This window comes from Methylopila jiangsuensis, from assembly GCF_027922305.1.
GTDB lineage: Bacteria > Pseudomonadota > Alphaproteobacteria > Rhizobiales > Methylopilaceae > Methylopila > Methylopila jiangsuensis.
The window spans coordinates 861,829-876,626 of the sequence record NZ_BSFK01000016.1; the positions used below are offsets into that span (position 1 = coordinate 861,829).

Here is a 14,798-nt window from a genome sequence, read left to right on the forward strand (position 1 = left end):
TCCGCATCCTCCGCCGTCCGAGACGCCCTATGTCCTCCGTCATCTCCCCGCTCGCGCCCACGTCTTACCCCGTCCTGCCGCCCATCGCCGGCGTGCGCCTCGCCACCGCCGCCGCCGGCATCCGCTACAAGGGCCGGACCGACGTGCTGCTCATGGCCTTCGACGAGGGAACCTCGGTCGCCGGCGTGTTCACGCGCTCGCTCTGCCCCTCCGCGCCGGTGGAGTGGTGCCGCGACCGGCTGGCGGGCGGGCGCATCCGCGCGCTGGTGGTGAACTCCGGCAACGCCAACGCCTTCACCGGAAAGAAGGGCCGCGCCGCGACCAAGCTCACCGCCGAAATCGCGGCGCCGGCGCTGAACTGCTCCGAGGACGAGATTTTTCTCGCCTCCACCGGCGTGATCGGCGAGCCGCTGCCGGCCGAGAGGTTCGGCGACGTGATGGCGGGCCTGGTCGCCGAGGCCGGGCCGGACGGCTGGGAGGCCGCCGCCCGCGCCATCATGACCACCGACACTTTCCCCAAGCTCGCCACCCGGACCGCCGAGATCGGCGGCGTCACGGTGACGATCAACGGGATCGCCAAGGGCGCCGGCATGATCGCGCCGGACATGGCGACCATGCTGTCCTTCGTCGCGACCGACGCCGCCCTCGCGCCCGCCGCCCTGCAGGGGCTGCTGGCCGCGGCGGTGGACCGCACCTTCAACTGCGTCACCATCGACGGCGACACCTCCACCTCCGACACGCTGCTCGCCTTCGCCACGGCCAAGGCCGGCAACGCGCCCGCGACCGACGCCGCCGACCCGGCGCTCAAGGGCTTCGCCGCGGCGCTCGAAGACCTGCTGGCGGAGCTGGCGCAGCTCGTGGCCCGCGACGGCGAGGGCGCGCGCAAGTTCGTCACCGTGGAGGTCGAGGGCGCCGCCAGCGACGCCTCGGCGCGGAAGATCGCGCTGTCGATCGCCAACTCGCCGCTGGTGAAGACCGCGGTCGCGGGCGAGGACGCCAACTGGGGCCGGGTGGTGATGGCGGTGGGCAAGGCCGGCGAGCCCGCCGACCGCGACCGTCTGTCGATCCGCTTCGGCGACATCCGCGTCGCCCATGAGGGCGAGCGCGATCCCGCCTATGACGAGGCCGTGACCTCCGCCTACATGAAGCGGGAGGAGATCACGATCGGCGTCGAACTCGGGCTCGGCCAGGGCCGGGCGCGGGTGTGGACCTGCGACCTGACCGAAGTCTACATCTCGATCAACGCCGATTACCGTTCCTGATTTCGGCGATCGGCTCAACCCGCTCTTAAGATGTGACGTGCTGGGATGTCGGCGGACGCTCAACTGAAACTCGTTCTTGTCGTCGCCTGCGCGCTCATCGACGCCGACGGCCGCGTGCTCCTCGCGCAGCGGCCGGAAGGCAAGTCTCTGGCGGGCCTGTGGGAGTTTCCCGGCGGCAAGGTCGAGCCCGGCGAGCGGCCGGAACAGACCTTGATCCGCGAACTGGCTGAAGAGCTCGGCGTCGTGGTCGAGGAGCCGTGTCTTGCGCCGCTCACCTTCGCGAGCCACCGCTACGAGACCTTCCATCTGCTGATGCCGCTGTACGTGTGCCGGCGCTGGACGGGGATCGTGACGGGCCGGGAAGGGCAGGCGACGCGCTGGGTCCGTCCCAACGCGCTCCGCGACCACCCGATGCCGCCCGCCGACGAACCGCTCATCGCGCACCTCGTCGCCCTGCTCTGATCCGTCCCCGGCGCGAGGCGGCGTCGGAGAAGGGGGGCGGGAATGGGCATGACGTGGGAGACGGCGCTGCGGCGGCTGGCGCGGTTCGCGCGGGACGACAGCGGGGCGACAGCGATCGAATACGCCATGATCGCGGTGGGGATCGCGGTCGCGATCGCGGTCACGGTCTACCAGCTCGGCGACGTGGTGCTCTCGAAATATTACGGGCGCATCGCCACCGAGCTGCCCAAGTAGCCGCGCGCCGGCGGTTGCGCCGGACATGGCCGCCATGGACAATGGCGCCATGTCAGACACGCCCATTCGCCTCACTGCGATGGCCCATGGCGGCGGCTGCGGCTGCAAGCTCGCCCCGGCCGTCCTGCAGGACATCCTGAAGAAGATGCCGGTTCCGTTCCCGGCGCCCGATCTGCTGGTCGGGGCCGAGACCTCGGACGACGCCGCCGTCTACCGGCTGAACGACGATCAGGCGATCGTCGCCACCACCGATTTCTTCACGCCCGTGGTGGACGACCCCTACGACTTCGGCCGCATCGCCGCCGCGAACGCGCTCTCCGACGTCTACGCCATGGGCGGCCGGCCGCTGTTCGCGCTGGCGCTGGTGGGCATGCCGGTCGGAGCCCTGCCGGTGGAGGCGATCCAGGACATCCTGGCCGGCGGGGCCTCCATCTGCGCGGAGGCGGGGATACCCGTGGCGGGCGGGCATTCCATCGACACGCCCGAGCCGATCTACGGGCTCGTCGCCATCGGTCTCGTCCATCCCGGCCGGGCGCTCAGGAACGCCACCGCGCGGCCCGGCGACCGGCTGATCCTGACCAAGGGCCTCGGCGTCGGCGTGTTCTCCGCCGCGCTGAAGAAGGGCGAACTCAGCGCGGACGCTTACGCCGCGATGATCGCCTCCACCACCTGGCTGAACGCCGTCGGCCCGGAGCTCGCCGGGCTCGACGGCGTGCGCGCCATGACCGACGTCACCGGCTTCGGCCTGCTCGGGCATCTTCTGGAGATGTGCCGCGGCGCGGGCCTCGCCGCGGAGATCGCCTTCGATCGCGCGCCGATTCTCCCCCATGCGGCGGAGCTGGCGCAGGCGGGGTTCTCCACCGGCGCCGCGACCCGCAACTGGGCGAGCTACGGCGCGGCGGTGAGCCTGCCGGACGCGTTCGACCCCTGGCGCCAGGCGCTGCTGTGCGATCCCCAGACCAGCGGCGGCCTGCTGATCGCCGTCGATCCGGGCGCGGAGGCCGACGTGCTGGCGCGCTGCCGCGCCGCAGGCTTCGCGCAGGTCGCCGTCGTCGGCGAACTGCGCGAGGGCGCGCCGGGCGTGCGGGTGGTCTGACGGGGCGGCGCCGACGTTGAAGCCCAAGCGGCTCGGCGGCGTCGCCGCGTCCGGGCCGTTGCGGCGCCGGACGCCTTGTCCATGCGACCGGGCCGTCGCTGGCGCTCGACGACGCGTCAGGAGATCCGCGACGCGTCTATTTCGAGAACGTTTCGCGAGGCGAAGGCTTCAGCGTTCAGGTGGTGGTTTCCCGCCATGCGGCGGGCATGACGGGAGTTTCGATCGCGCGCTGCGGCCATTCCCAAACGGGCGCTTACGGCTCCAGCTCGGTGTCCCAGTAGAGATAGTCGAGCCAGCTGTCGTGCAGGTAGTTCGGCGGGAACGCGCGGCCGTTGCGGTGCAGGTCCTGGATCGACGGCTGGAACGGCGGCTGCGCCGGCCACATGCCGCAATCCACGGGCATCTGTCCGCCCTTCTTCAGGTTGCAGGGCGAGCAGGCGGCCACGATGTTGTCCCAGGTGGTCTGGCCGCCCCGGGAGCGCGGAACCACGTGGTCGAAGGTCAGCTCCTCCCGCGCGCCGCAGTACTGGCACGAGAACCGGTCGCGCAGGAACACGTTGAAGCGGGTGAAGGCGGGGTTGCGGGCCGGCTTGACGTAGGTCTTGAGGCAGACGACCGACGGCAGCGTCATCTCGAAGCTGGGGCTCTTCACCCGGCGGTCGTAATGGGAGAGCACGTTCACCCGGTCGAGGAAGATCGCCTTGATGGCGTCCTGCCAGGACCACAACGACAACGGGTAATAGCTCAGCGGACGGTAATCCGCATTCAACACCAAGGCCGGACACGCATCTGGTGAGACGGCAAGCGTCACCGAGCACTCCCTGCATCAGCGTCGGCCATCAGCCGACGCCGGGGGATACTCTACATAGCTTGTGTCAGCCTTGTGAAGACTGCCCCGTTAAGTTTTCTTAACCCGCAGCGCCGAGGTCAGGAACGCCGCTCCCTGGCGCAGGCCCTCGCCGTCGATGCCGTGGCCGAGCCCCGGCGACAGGTGCCATTGCACCGGAATCTCCGCCGCTCCGAGGCCGTCGATGGCCGCGAACAGCTCGTCCACGGGCAGGATCTCGTCCCGGTCGCCGTGGATCAGCAGAATCGGCGGCTTGCCCGTGGCCTCGGCCTTCAGCGCCTCCGGCGACACCAGCATGCCCGAATAGCCGAGGATCGCGGCCGGCGGTATCGCGCGGCGCAGCCCCACGTGCAGCGCCATCATGGTGCCCTGGCTGAAGCCCACCAGCGCCAGCCGGTCCGGTCCCAGCCCGTGGCTGGCGAGTTCGGCGTCCAGAAAGGCGTCGAGGCCCGGACGGGCGGCGACCACGCCCCGGCGGCGCTCGTCCGGATCGCGGAAGGTGAGCGGGAACCACTGCCGGCCCATGGGCGCGCCGGGCAGCCGCTCCGGCGCGTTCGGCGCCACGAAGGCCGCGTCGGGCAGGGCGTTCCGCCATTCGCGGCCGATGGCGATCAGGTCGTTCCCGTCCGCGCCGTAGCCGTGCAGGAACACGACGAGCGATCGGGCGACGCCCGAAGCGGGCGCGAGGCGGGGGCCGTCTATGGCGGTCATGCGGTCTCCTGCGGGCTGGCGGGACGGTTGGGGGCGGGAGCCGCGTCGCGGCCGCCCCGCTTCGTGAGGTAATAGGCCCAGAGCAGCTGCGCCGCCACTCCGCGCAACGGCCGCCAGCCGTCCGCCATGCGTTCGGCGGTCCGGGCGTCGGGCCGGGTCTCCAGACCGAACACGCGCTTCAGCGCCTCCTGCACCGCGATGTCGCCGGCCGGAAAGGCGTCGGCGCGGCCATGGGCGAACAGCAGGAACACGTCCGCCGTCCAGGGGCCGACGCCGGAGATGGCGAGGAGGCGGGCGCGGGCTTCCGGCTCCGGCAGCGCGGCGAGGCCGGGAAGGTCGAGCCCGTCCGCGACGGCTCCCGCGATGGCGCGCAGCGTCCTCAGCTTCGGCCGCGACACCCCGGCGGCGCGGATCGCGTCGTCGGAGGCGGCGGCGAGGGCTTCGGCGTCGATGCGCCCGAGCGCCGCCTCCAGCCGGCCGTGGATGGCGCGGGCGGCGGCGGTGGAGATCATCTGGGAGTTCACCACCCAGACGAGGCCCGAAAGATCCGGCGCGATCGTGCGCAGCGGCGGCGTGACGGACGCCGCGCGCACCTCGCCCATCTTGGGATCGAGCGCCGTTAGCCGGTCGAGCGCGGCGGCGAGGTCGGCTTCGGTGAGGATGCGCTCGCACGCCGTCATGCTTGACGCTTAGACCGCCGGGCGGGATTGAGGAAGCCGCATGATCCCGACCTTCCGCTTCGCGCCGTCGCCCACCGGCCATCTCCACCTCGGCCACGCGCTGTCGGCGCTCAGCGTCTGGCGCGCGGCGGAGGCCGCCGGCGGCCGGGTGCTGCTCAGGATCGAGGACATCGACCCCATCCGCTCGAAGCCCGACTACGCCGCCGCGATCGAGGAGGATCTGGCCTGGCTCGGCCTCGCCTGGGACGGGCCGGTGACGCGCCAGTCGGAGCGCATGGCGTTCTACGCCGAGGCGCTGGCCCGGCTCGACGCGCGTGGGCTGCTCTACGACTGCCGGCTCTCCCGGGCCGACATCGCCGCGGCGCTCGGGGAGAACGCGCCCCGCGACCCGGACGGCGCGCCGCGCCTGCCGGTTCCGGGCGCGAACCCAAGCGATCCCGCCGGTCCGGCGGCGCGGCGGCTGGACATGGCGCGGGCGCTCGCGGCGCTCGGGCGCGCGCCGCTGACCTTCGAGGAGGAGGGCGAGGGGGCGGTCCATGCCCGTCCCGAGGACTGGGGCGACGTGGTGCTGGCGCGCAAGGAGACGCCCACCAGCTATCACCTCGCCGTGGTGGTGGACGACGCCGCCCAAGGGGTGAGCCATGTGGTGCGGGGGCGGGACCTGCGCCGCGCCACCGACGTGCATCGGCTGCTGCAGGAGCTGCTCGGCCTGCCTGCGCCGCGCTACCGCCACCACTGGCTGATCCCGGCCGCGGACGGCGCGAAGCTGTCCAAGTCCCGCGGCGCGCCGTCGCTGCGCGCGCTCCGGGCGGAAGGCTTTTCGAGAGACGACGTGATCCGCGCCCTGGGGCCGCTGTAGCCGGGCGTCAGGGCGCCGCCGCGCCGAGATCGGCCAGGAAAGCCTGCACCCGTTCGGCGTTGGCGCCGAGGTCCAGACCGCCGAGCCGGGACGCCGAGCGCATGTCCACCACCGCGCCGTCGCCGTCGGGCCGCGCCCGCAGCGCCACGTCGGCCGGCAGGCCGAGCACGGCCGAGCGCGCCACCGCTTCGATCCTCAGCCGGGGAGGGCCGCCGCGCGGAAAGGCCGTGGGGCCGATCGTGCGCCATCCTCGCTGCTCCATCAGGCCGAGGGCGAGGTTGATCGCCTCTTCCGGAGGGACCGAGAGCCTCAAGGGCGCGAGGTCGGGATAGGCCGCGCGCTGGCGGGCGGCGTCGAGAGGCGCGCTCGGGGCGCCGGCGAAGGTCGGCGGGTCGGAGGGATCGGTCGCCACGTCGTCGAGGGAGGGCGTCAGCCCGGCGCGGCTGAGCATATAGGCTGGTCCGGCCAGCGTCAGCGCCGCGATGACGAGCGCGAACAGCGCGCGCACGCCGCCGCGCAGGCCGGTGCGCCAGACCACAGCCATGGCGATGAGCGAGAGCAGGGCGGCGAGCCCGGACAGCGCCAGCCCGGCCCCGAACGCCGCGAGTCCCGGCAGCGGCTCGAGCGCCTCCGCCCGGATCAGCGCGATCGCATAGAGACAGACCAGCACGGCGAAGACCGCCAGATGGAGCGCGAATCGCGCCAGCCGGGAGCGGCGGGGCGGCGGCGTCCGCACGCCGATGGCGCCGAGGCTCACGCGTCGTCGTCCTTCGACGGATTCGCGCCGCACACCGCCTTCAGCGCCGCGAATTCGGCGGGCGTCAGCAAGGGGGCAGCGTCGCCGGACCGCGGCCCGGCGGCGGCCTCGATGACGCGCTTGCGCTCCAGCGTGTCCGGATGGGAGGCGACGTAGTCGAGCGGCGACCGCTTGCGTTCCGCTTCCGCCCCGTCGTCGTCCTGTTCCCCGGTCAGCCGGGCGAGCAGGGCGCCGAAGGCGGCGGGGTCGCCGCCCGCGCGCCGCATCAGGGCGACGGCGTAGCCGTCCGCGGCGGATTCCGCCTGACGGGAATAGGACGCCTCGCTCAGCATGCGCGCCACGAACACCGCCGCGCCGCCGCCGGCGAAGTCGCCCAGCACGAATCCGAACAGGAACGACAGGCCGCCGGCCTGCAGCGTGCGTCTGGCGCCGTCGCGATGGGCCACGTGGCCGATCTCATGCGCCAGCACGCCGGCGAGCTCGTCCGGCGACCGGGCCTCGCGGATCAGGCCGTCGAACAGGTAGATCGGCCCGCCCGGCAGCGCGAGCGCGTTGGGGATGGCGCTGCGCACCACGGTGATCTTCAGCGGGACGGGCAGACCCGCCGCCCGTTCGAGCGGAGCCGCGAGCCGATCCAGCGCCGCGCGCCCCGGCGCTTCGGTCGCGGTCTCGCCGCAGGCGAAGCCGCCCTGGCCGGTGGGGAGCAGGTAGCGCAGCTGCGCGTCCACCACCTCGCCCATGCGCCGGTCCACGCTCCAGGGCAGCAGCGGCGCCACCTTGTCGGCCAGCGCCGGCAGGCCGAACAGGCCGAGCGCCGTCAGCGAGACGACGGCGGCGACCGACCACAGCACCACCCGGCGGGTGGCCGTGCGCTCCGAGGCTCGGGCGGCGTGAAGCGCGGGCGCCGCGGCCCGGATCGCGTCGGCGAGCGGCCCGTCGGCGAGCTCAAGCCGGGCCGGCGGCCCTTCCGCGTCGCGGGTCAGCCGCAGCCGCCCGGAGGTGGTGAAGGCCTCCCGGAGCTGGCCGAGCGGCCAGCGCGCCAGCATGCGCCCGTCGGGGGCCAGAACGGCGAGGTCCTCCTCCGCCAGCGACACATGCACGTCCTGCCGGCGGCTGGTGAGGCCGTCGAAGAACACGCCCGTGCCGCTGCTGGTGGTCACGCCGTCCGTCCCGTCAGAAGCCCGCTCCGAAGTCCAGCGCGTCCGCCACGCCCTCGCCGAAGGCGTTGGCGGGCGGTTCGGTGGATTGCGCGGCGACCAGCGCGCCGAGGCCCGTCAGCGTCACGCTCTCGAAGCTCTTTTTCCACAACGGCCGCACCACGTACAGCTGCCCCAGCGCAGCGTAGCCCAGCAGCGTCGCGAGATAGGCGATCGCGGTGAAGACCAGCGCCGGCGCGCCGCCTTCGCGCAGCGCCGCCGTTCCGCCCAGCGCCGCGCCGACGACGGCGAACACGACCGCGGTCGCGATCGAGAACAGCAGGAGCGCGAGCACGTATCCGAGATAGGTCTTCAGGAAGGCGAACAGGCCGAGATCGCAGCGCGCCGACGCCGGACCCACATGGACGCCGTTCGCCCACCAGCGGAACTCCAGCGCCTGATAGATCGCCATCACGGCCAGGATGACCGGCACGGCGGCGAACAGGAACAGCATGCCCAGCCAGCCCGCCCGGCCCAGCTCACGGCCGGCGTCCGGCGCGTTCGCCGCGGCGCTGGCGAGCAGCGCCGCGGGCACGGCGATGAGCACGGCGACCAGGAACCACAGCGGAACGCCCTGCCGGAACAGCTGGCCGCCGGTGGCGGTGAAGCGGCCCTGCTGATCGCCGTACCAGGTGTTGTTCATCTTGTAGCGCTCAAGGCTCGCGCGCATGAACGGATAGGCGAGACCGAGGGTGAGGACCGTGAGCAGCCCCCAGCCGAAGCAGCGGCCGGCGTAGGCCCAGCCCGAGCCGGTCTGCCCCAGCCGCACCCCGCGCCACAGCGTGCGCGAGAGCCGGTAGCGCCGGGCGCGGTAGAGCGCGTATTGCGCCAGGAACACGATGGCCAGCGAGAACGCGAACTGCGCCGCCACCTGCAGGATCGGGCCGCCGGCGAAGCTCAGCAGCGCGATGATCACGTAAGCCGGGATCAGGACCGCGAGCGCGATCAGGAAGCCGAGGAACAGCTCCAGCCCGCGGCCGGTGTATTCCAACCCGTCCCCCTCGATCGCGGTGCGGCTCCACAGGAAGCGGCGCACGTCCGTCTGGTACCAGAAGCGGTAGACGCCGAGCGTGAGCAGCGTCAGCAGCAGGCCTTTCAGCACCAGCGGACGCATGTGGCGCGCCTCGCCGTCAAACTGCGGGCGGACGCCCCCTGTGGTCGTGAAGTCGGTCAATCGATGAGCCCCCTGGCTGCGCGCGGCGGTTGCAGCCCATAGATCACGAAATCGGGGGCAAGGCGAGACGGCGCGGCGGGCTGCGCCGCGCCGTCTTTGGTCGGATCAGTCCTTCTGGGCGTAGCCGCCGTTCTTGAACTCGTAGAACACGTAGCCCGCGACGGTGGGGTCGCCCTTCGGGTCGAACTTCACGTCGCCGACCACGGTCTTGAAGGTCTGCTTGTTCAGCTCCGCCAGCACGGGCTCGGTCTCGGTGGACTTCGCCGCCGCGGCCGCCGCGGCGTAGATCTGCACCGTGGCGTAGGTGTAGAGCGTGTAGCCTTCCGGGTCGAAGTTCTTGGCCTTGAACTTCTCGACCACGCCCGCCGCCGTCGGCAGCTTGCGCTGGTCGGGGGCGAAGGTGAACAGCGAGCCCTCGCCGCCCTTGCCGGTGATGGCGAGGAAGTCGTTGTTGGCCAGCGCGTCGCCGCCGATCAGCACCGCGTTCAGGCCCTGCTCGCGCATCTGGCGCACGATCAGGCCGCCCTCGGTGTGGTAGCCGCCGAGATAGACCACGTCGACGCCGCTCTGCTTCAGCTTGGAGACCAGGGCGGAGTAGTCCTTCTCGCCCGCGGTGATGGCCTCGTACAGCGTCTCCTTGCCGCCGGCGTCCTTCAGCGCCTTCAGGGTCTCGTCGGCGATGCCCTTGCCGTAGGCGGACTTGTCGTGAAGGATCGCGACCTTCTTGTCCTTGAAGTTCTGGGCGATGTAGGCGCCGGCGACGGCGCCCTGCTGGTCGTCGCGGCCGCAGACGCGGAAGATGGTCGGACCGGCGCGCTTGTCGGTGAAGACCGGGTTGGTGGAGCCCGGCGAGATCTGGATGATGTCCTCCTCCGCATAGACCGCGGAGGCCGGGATCGACGAGCCGGAGCAGTAGTGCCCGGCCACGAACGCCACGCCGTCGCCGGCGAGCTGGTTCGCCACGTTCACCGCCTGCTTCGGGTCGCAGGCGTCGTCGGCGATCTTCAGCACCACCTTCTCGCCGTTGATGCCGCCGGCGGCGTTGATGTCCTCCACCGCCTGCTCGGCGCCGTGGCGCATCTGGGCGCCCACGACGGCGTTGCTGCCGGTCATGGGGCCGGCGACCGCGATGGTGACGTCCGCATAGGCGGGCGCCGCCAGAACCACGGCGAGCCCGGCCACGAGGCCGGCGACGAGACGCTTCTTCATGCTCAGTTCTCCCAAGCTCCGGACAGGTCCAAAACGCGACGCCGGCGTCATGCGCCGGATTTCCCGCGCCAGCCGAAGGGGCCGGCGCGCTCGTAGAGCCAATCGTATTGCCGCGTCATCTGCGCGGCCATGCGCGTCCGGTGGCCGGCGAGCGCCAGCGCGATCAGGATCGCGAGATCGACCAGAAAGAAGTGCAGCGTCAGCAGGCTGCCGCTGAACAGGGCGTAGTGGATGAAGCGCACGGCCGCCGCGAGCGGCGGCATCCACAGCGCCGCCTTCCACGCCGGCTCCCAGGAGCCCGCCACCGCGCGCCCCGCGAGCCACGCCGCGCCGCCGCCGAGGATGACGGTGACGAACAGGAACTCGGGCGGCGAAATCTCCCAGATCAGGCCCATCAGTGCCGCCCTCCCTCGAGATAGGCGGCGCGGACCTCCTCGCGCTCCAGCAGCTCCCGGCCGCCGCCGGACAGGGTGATGCGGCCGTTGACCATGACATAGCCGCGATGGGCGAGCTTCAGCGCGTGATAGGCGTTCTGCTCCACCAGGAACACGGTCAGCCCTTCCGTGCGGTTGAGCTCCCGGATCACGGAGAAGATCTGCTTCACGATCAAGGGCGCGAGGCCGAGGGAGGGCTCGTCCAGCAGCAGCAGGCGCGGACGGCTCATGAGCGCGCGGGCGATGGCGAGCATCTGCTGCTCGCCGCCGGAGAGCGTGCCGCCGCGCTGGCTCGCGCGCTCCTTCAGCCGGGGGAAGATCGCGAACATGCGTTCGAGATCCTCGTCGTAATGGGCGTAACTGGTCACCGCCGCGCCCATCTGCAGGTTCTCGAGCACGGTCATGCGCGGGAACACGCGCCGTCCTTCCGGCGACTGCGCCAGCTTCATGCGGGCGATGTCGTGGGTGGGAACGCGGGTGATGTCCCGGCCGTCGAACACGATCCGCCCGTCCCGCGCCTGGGGCGCGCCGAAGATGGTCATCATGAGCGTGGACTTGCCGGCGCCGTTGGCCCCGATCAGCGTGACGATCTCGCCCTCGTCCACGGTCACGTCCACGCCCTTCAGGGCGGCGATGGCGCCGTAATAGGCGGTGACGCCCTCGATCGAGAGCAGGGGCGCGCTCACGACGCGGCCTCCTCGATCTCGCGCTCCACCTCGTCCACCTCCTCGTCCTCGACGCCGAGATAGGCGGCGATCACCCTGGGGTCCTCCCGCACCGCGCGGGGGGCGCCGTCGGAGATCGTCTTGCCGTAGTCGAGCACGATCACGTGGTCGGAGATCTCCATCACCACGCTCATGTCGTGCTCGATCAGCAGCAGGGCGGTTCCGTCCCGGTCGCGGATGGAGCGCAGCAGCGCGTTCAGCTCCAGCGACTCGCGCGGGTTGAGGCCGGCCGCCGGCTCGTCGAGGCAGAGCAGGGCCGGGTCGGTGCACATGGCGCGGGCGATCTCCAGCCGGCGCTGGTCGCCATAGGGCAGGTCGGCGGCGGGATCGTCGGCGCGGTCGATCAGGTCGATGCGCTCCAGCCAGGCCTTGGCCTTGTCGATCGCGGCCTTCTCCGCCGCGCCGAAGCCGCCGATCCCGAGCACGCCGAGCAGCGTGAAGCCCGACGCCTTCATCAGCGGCGCGTGCTGGGCCACCAGCAGGTTCTCGAGCACCGTCATGCCGCCGAACAGGCGGATGTTCTGGAAGGTGCGCGCGACGCCCGCGGTGCGGGAGATCTGGTGGTCGCGCAGGCGCTCCAGCAGGAAGCGGCCATTTCCGGACTGCAGCGTGAGGCGCCCGACCGTCGGCTTGTAGAAGCCGGTGATGCAGTTGAACACGGTGGTCTTGCCGGCGCCGTTGGGGCCGATCAGGGCGGTGATCTCGCCGCGCCGCACGTCGAAGGACACGTCGTTCACGGCGGTCAGCCCGCCGAAGCGCATGGTCAGCCGCTCCACCCGCAGCAGCACGTCCTCGGGCAGGGCGGGGGCGTCGTCGTGGCGGAGGGTCATCCGTGGCCCTCCTGCACCAGCGCGCCCGAGATCGCCTTTTTCTCCTTCAGGAAGACGGTGGGCGAGCGCGACGACACCAGCCCGCGCGGCCGCCAGACCATGATCAGCACCATCACCAGCCCGAAGGTGATCATGCGGTAGTCGCTGAACTCCCGGAACAGCTCGAAGCCGCCGATCATCACCACCGCCGCCACCGCCACGCCGAACTGGGAGCCCATGCCGCCCAGCACCACGATGGCGAGGATCAGCGCGCTTTCCATGAACACGAAGCTCTCGGGGCTGATGAAGCCCTGCCGCGTGGCGAAGAACGAACCGGCGAAGCCCGCGAACATGGCGCCGAGCGCGAAGGCGGTGAGCTTGGTGTTCACCGTGTTGATGCCGAGCGAGCGGCAGGCGATCTCGTCCTCGCGCAGCGCCTCCCACGCCCGGCCGATGGGCAGCCGCCGCAGCCGGATGGTGACGAGGTTGGTGATGAGCGCGAGCGCGAGGATCAGATAGTACAGGAACAGGATGCGGTGCAGGGGCGAGTAGCTCAGGCCGAAGGTGGCGGCGAAGCCGTCCGGCCCACGGTCGAAATCGATGCCGAAGAAGGTGGGGCGCGGGATGCCGGAAATGCCGTTCGGGCCGCCGGTGAACCAGTACCAGTTCAGCAGCACGATGCGGATGATCTCGCCGAAGGCCAGCGTGACGATGGCGAGATAGTCGCCGCGCAGCCGCAGCACCGGGAAGCCCAGCAGCACGCCCCAGAAAGCGGCGAGGATGCCGGCGAGCGGCAGGCAGATCCAGAACGACAGGCCGAAGTTCTGGGCGAGCAGGGCGTAGGAGTAGGCGCCGACGGCGTAGAACGCCACGTAGCCGAGGTCGAGCAGGCCCGCGAGGCCCACCACGATGTTCAGGCCCCAGCCCAGCATGACGTAGGTCAGCACCAGGATGCCGAGGTCGATGGCGTAGCGCTCGGTGAAGGGCAGCAGCGGCATCACGATCGCGAACAGGATCGCGAGCGGCCCGAGATACTTCGCGGTCCGCGCCAGCGTGGCCTCCACCTTCGGCGGCACGGCGAGCGCGCTCTTGCGTCGGCCCGGCCGCCACAGGGTCAGGTTCAGCAGCAGGCGTCCCGCGAACACCGCCACGACCGCGATCGCGACCCGATCCCAGTGGGGGACGAGCCCCATGCCGGCCTGGGTCTGGGTGGTGACGAGGCCGAGCATGGGCAGCGCGAGGCCGAGCGCGATCAGCGCCGCGATCCCGGCGTCCTTCACCGCGGCGATGAGCGGGGAGGGCGCCGCGGCGGGGGAGGCGGGAGCGGCCATCAGACCTTCTCGACCTCGGGACGGCCGAGCAGGCCGGAGGGCAGGAAGATCAGCACGATGGCGAGGATCGAGAACGCCGCCACGTCCTTGTATTCGACGGAGAAATAGGCCGACCAGAAGGTCTCGATCAGCCCGATCAGCAGGCCGCCCAGCATGGCCCCCGGCAGCGAGCCGATGCCGCCGAGCACGGCGGCGGTGAAGGCTTTCACGCCGGCCACGAAGCCGATGTAGAAGTCGATCACGCCATAATAGAGCAGGTACATCAGCCCCGCGACCGAGGCGAGCGCCGCGCCCATGACGAAGGTGAGCGAGATGGTGCGGTCCACGTCCACGCCGAGCAGCGCCGCCATCTTGCGGTCCTGCTCGCAGGCGCGCTGGGCGCGGCCGAGCGAGGTCTTGGTCACCAGCAGGGTGAAGCCGGTCATGATCGCGATGGTGGCGCCCACGATCATGAGCTGCACGTAGGACACGTTGACCACGAAGCCGTCGGCCGCGCCGAACTGGAAGCCGCCGGGGGCCACGGGCTGCAGGGGCTTCACGCGCGCTCCCTGAGCCTGCTGCACGAAGTTCTGCAGGAAGATCGACATGCCGATGGCCGAGATCAGCGGCGCCAGCCGGAACGAGCCCCGCAACGGCCGGTAGGCGATGCGCTCCACCGTCCAGCCGTAGAGCGCGGTCAGCGCCATGGCGACGAGGAGCACGATCAGCAGCGCCAGCGGCACGAAGGTGATCCCGATCGCCACCAGCGCCAGATAGACGATCAGCGCGAGGAAGGCGCCCACCATGAACACGTCGCCATGGGCGAAGTTGATCATGCCGATGATGCCGTAAACCATCGTGTAGCCGATGGCGATGAGCCCGTAGATCGAGCCCAGGGTGACGCCGTTGATGAGCTGCTGGAGGAAATATTCCATGCGCGCCGCGTCTGGCTCCGGTCGGGTGAGTCGAGGGTCGTGCGTCCGCGGGCCGAAGCTTCAGCGGCGAGGCGCGCCTGAAAATTAGGCCTGCCTTC

Annotated in this window: 17 protein-coding genes; 5 read left to right on the forward strand and 12 right to left on the reverse strand. The window is 71.3% G+C overall.

From position 1 onward, the window contains the following. Nucleotides 1-29 precede the first annotated feature (29 nt). Genes argJ through selD form a run of 4 tightly spaced genes read left to right on the forward strand, consistent with a single transcriptional unit; the run spans nucleotide 30 to nucleotide 3,054 of the window. Entirely contained in the window at nucleotides 30-1,262 is a 1,233-nt protein-coding gene (gene argJ / locus PKE85_RS17065) for a bifunctional glutamate N-acetyltransferase/amino-acid acetyltransferase ArgJ (protein ID WP_271205961.1), read from the forward strand. 45 nt (nucleotides 1,263-1,307) lie between these two features. Next, nucleotides 1,308-1,724 carry a (deoxy)nucleoside triphosphate pyrophosphohydrolase gene (locus PKE85_RS17070; RefSeq protein ID WP_271205962.1) on the forward strand — a complete coding sequence of 139 codons (417 nt, stop codon included), beginning with the start codon at nucleotides 1,308-1,310 and terminating at the stop codon, nucleotides 1,722-1,724. Between the two features lie 48 nt (nucleotides 1,725-1,772). Next, on the forward strand, nucleotides 1,773-1,958 hold the full coding sequence (locus PKE85_RS17075) for a Flp family type IVb pilin (protein ID WP_271205963.1): 186 nt from the start codon (nucleotides 1,773-1,775) through the stop codon (nucleotides 1,956-1,958). A 49-nt stretch (nucleotides 1,959-2,007) separates the two neighbouring features. After that, nucleotides 2,008-3,054, forward strand: coding sequence for a selenide, water dikinase SelD (selD, locus tag PKE85_RS17080; protein ID WP_271205964.1), 1,047 nt, complete (start codon nucleotides 2,008-2,010; stop codon nucleotides 3,052-3,054). Between the two features lie 253 nt (nucleotides 3,055-3,307). Here the strand turns inward: selD and PKE85_RS17085 are convergent, their stop codons facing one another. The 3 genes from PKE85_RS17085 to PKE85_RS17095 all read right to left on the reverse strand — a co-directional run bounded on the left by PKE85_RS17085 (nucleotide 3,308) and on the right by PKE85_RS17095 (nucleotide 5,292). Next, nucleotides 3,308-3,865 (reverse strand): HNH endonuclease, encoded by a 558-nt coding sequence (locus tag PKE85_RS17085; RefSeq protein ID WP_271205965.1) that lies wholly within the window; start codon nucleotides 3,863-3,865, stop codon nucleotides 3,308-3,310. Nucleotides 3,866-3,952: 87 nt separating this feature from the next. After that, nucleotides 3,953-4,612 (reverse strand): alpha/beta hydrolase, encoded by a 660-nt coding sequence (locus tag PKE85_RS17090; RefSeq protein ID WP_271205966.1) that lies wholly within the window; start codon nucleotides 4,610-4,612, stop codon nucleotides 3,953-3,955. Continuing rightward, on the reverse strand, nucleotides 4,609-5,292 hold the full coding sequence (locus PKE85_RS17095; RefSeq protein ID WP_271205967.1) for a DNA-3-methyladenine glycosylase family protein: 684 nt from the start codon (nucleotides 5,290-5,292) through the stop codon (nucleotides 4,609-4,611). Before PKE85_RS17095 ends, PKE85_RS17090 begins: the two co-directional genes overlap by 4 nt. A gap of 40 nt (nucleotides 5,293-5,332) precedes the next feature. Here PKE85_RS17095 and gluQRS point away from each other — a divergent pair, with 40 nt between their 5' ends. Then, complete coding sequence (gluQRS, locus tag PKE85_RS17100) at nucleotides 5,333-6,151, forward strand: tRNA glutamyl-Q(34) synthetase GluQRS (protein WP_271205968.1); 819 nt, start codon at nucleotides 5,333-5,335, stop codon at nucleotides 6,149-6,151. A gap of 7 nt (nucleotides 6,152-6,158) precedes the next feature. Here gluQRS and PKE85_RS17105 read toward each other — a convergent pair whose 3' ends face one another. The 9 genes from PKE85_RS17105 to PKE85_RS17145 all read right to left on the reverse strand — a co-directional run bounded on the left by PKE85_RS17105 (nucleotide 6,159) and on the right by PKE85_RS17145 (nucleotide 14,700). Continuing rightward, nucleotides 6,159-6,908, reverse strand: coding sequence for a DUF1499 domain-containing protein (locus PKE85_RS17105; protein ID WP_271205969.1), 750 nt, complete (start codon nucleotides 6,906-6,908; stop codon nucleotides 6,159-6,161). Further along, nucleotides 6,905-8,068: a M48 family metallopeptidase gene (locus tag PKE85_RS17110; protein ID WP_271205970.1), complete on the reverse strand. Its 1,164-nt coding sequence runs from the start codon at nucleotides 8,066-8,068 to the stop codon at nucleotides 6,905-6,907. Before PKE85_RS17110 ends, PKE85_RS17105 begins: the two co-directional genes overlap by 4 nt. A 13-nt stretch (nucleotides 8,069-8,081) precedes the next feature. Then, entirely contained in the window at nucleotides 8,082-9,278 is a 1,197-nt protein-coding gene (locus PKE85_RS17115) for a DUF898 family protein (protein WP_271205971.1), read from the reverse strand. A 105-nt stretch (nucleotides 9,279-9,383) separates the two neighbouring features. Further along, the gene (locus PKE85_RS17120; RefSeq protein ID WP_271205972.1) at nucleotides 9,384-10,487 is read right to left on the reverse strand and encodes a branched-chain amino acid ABC transporter substrate-binding protein; all 1,104 of its coding nucleotides are present in this window, start codon (nucleotides 10,485-10,487) and stop codon (nucleotides 9,384-9,386) included. A gap of 47 nt (nucleotides 10,488-10,534) precedes the next feature. Then, on the reverse strand, nucleotides 10,535-10,885 hold the full coding sequence (locus PKE85_RS17125) for a DUF6867 family protein (RefSeq protein ID WP_271206093.1): 351 nt from the start codon (nucleotides 10,883-10,885) through the stop codon (nucleotides 10,535-10,537). Beyond that, nucleotides 10,882-11,607: an ABC transporter ATP-binding protein gene (locus PKE85_RS17130; RefSeq protein ID WP_271205973.1), complete on the reverse strand. Its 726-nt coding sequence runs from the start codon at nucleotides 11,605-11,607 to the stop codon at nucleotides 10,882-10,884. The genes PKE85_RS17125 and PKE85_RS17130 overlap by 4 nt, the downstream gene beginning before the upstream one ends. After that, a complete protein-coding gene (locus tag PKE85_RS17135) occupies nucleotides 11,604-12,476 on the reverse strand; it encodes an ABC transporter ATP-binding protein (protein WP_271205974.1) in 873 nt (290 codons plus the stop codon). The genes PKE85_RS17130 and PKE85_RS17135 overlap by 4 nt, the downstream gene beginning before the upstream one ends. Continuing rightward, nucleotides 12,473-13,786, reverse strand: a complete 1,314-nt coding sequence (gene livM, locus PKE85_RS17140; RefSeq protein ID WP_271205975.1) for a high-affinity branched-chain amino acid ABC transporter permease LivM — start codon at nucleotides 13,784-13,786, stop codon at nucleotides 12,473-12,475. The genes PKE85_RS17135 and livM overlap by 4 nt, the downstream gene beginning before the upstream one ends. Further along, nucleotides 13,786-14,700 carry an ABC transporter permease subunit gene (locus PKE85_RS17145; protein WP_271205976.1) on the reverse strand — a complete coding sequence of 305 codons (915 nt, stop codon included), beginning with the start codon at nucleotides 14,698-14,700 and terminating at the stop codon, nucleotides 13,786-13,788. The genes livM and PKE85_RS17145 overlap by 1 nt, the downstream gene beginning before the upstream one ends. Between the last annotated feature and the right edge of the window lie 98 nt (nucleotides 14,701-14,798).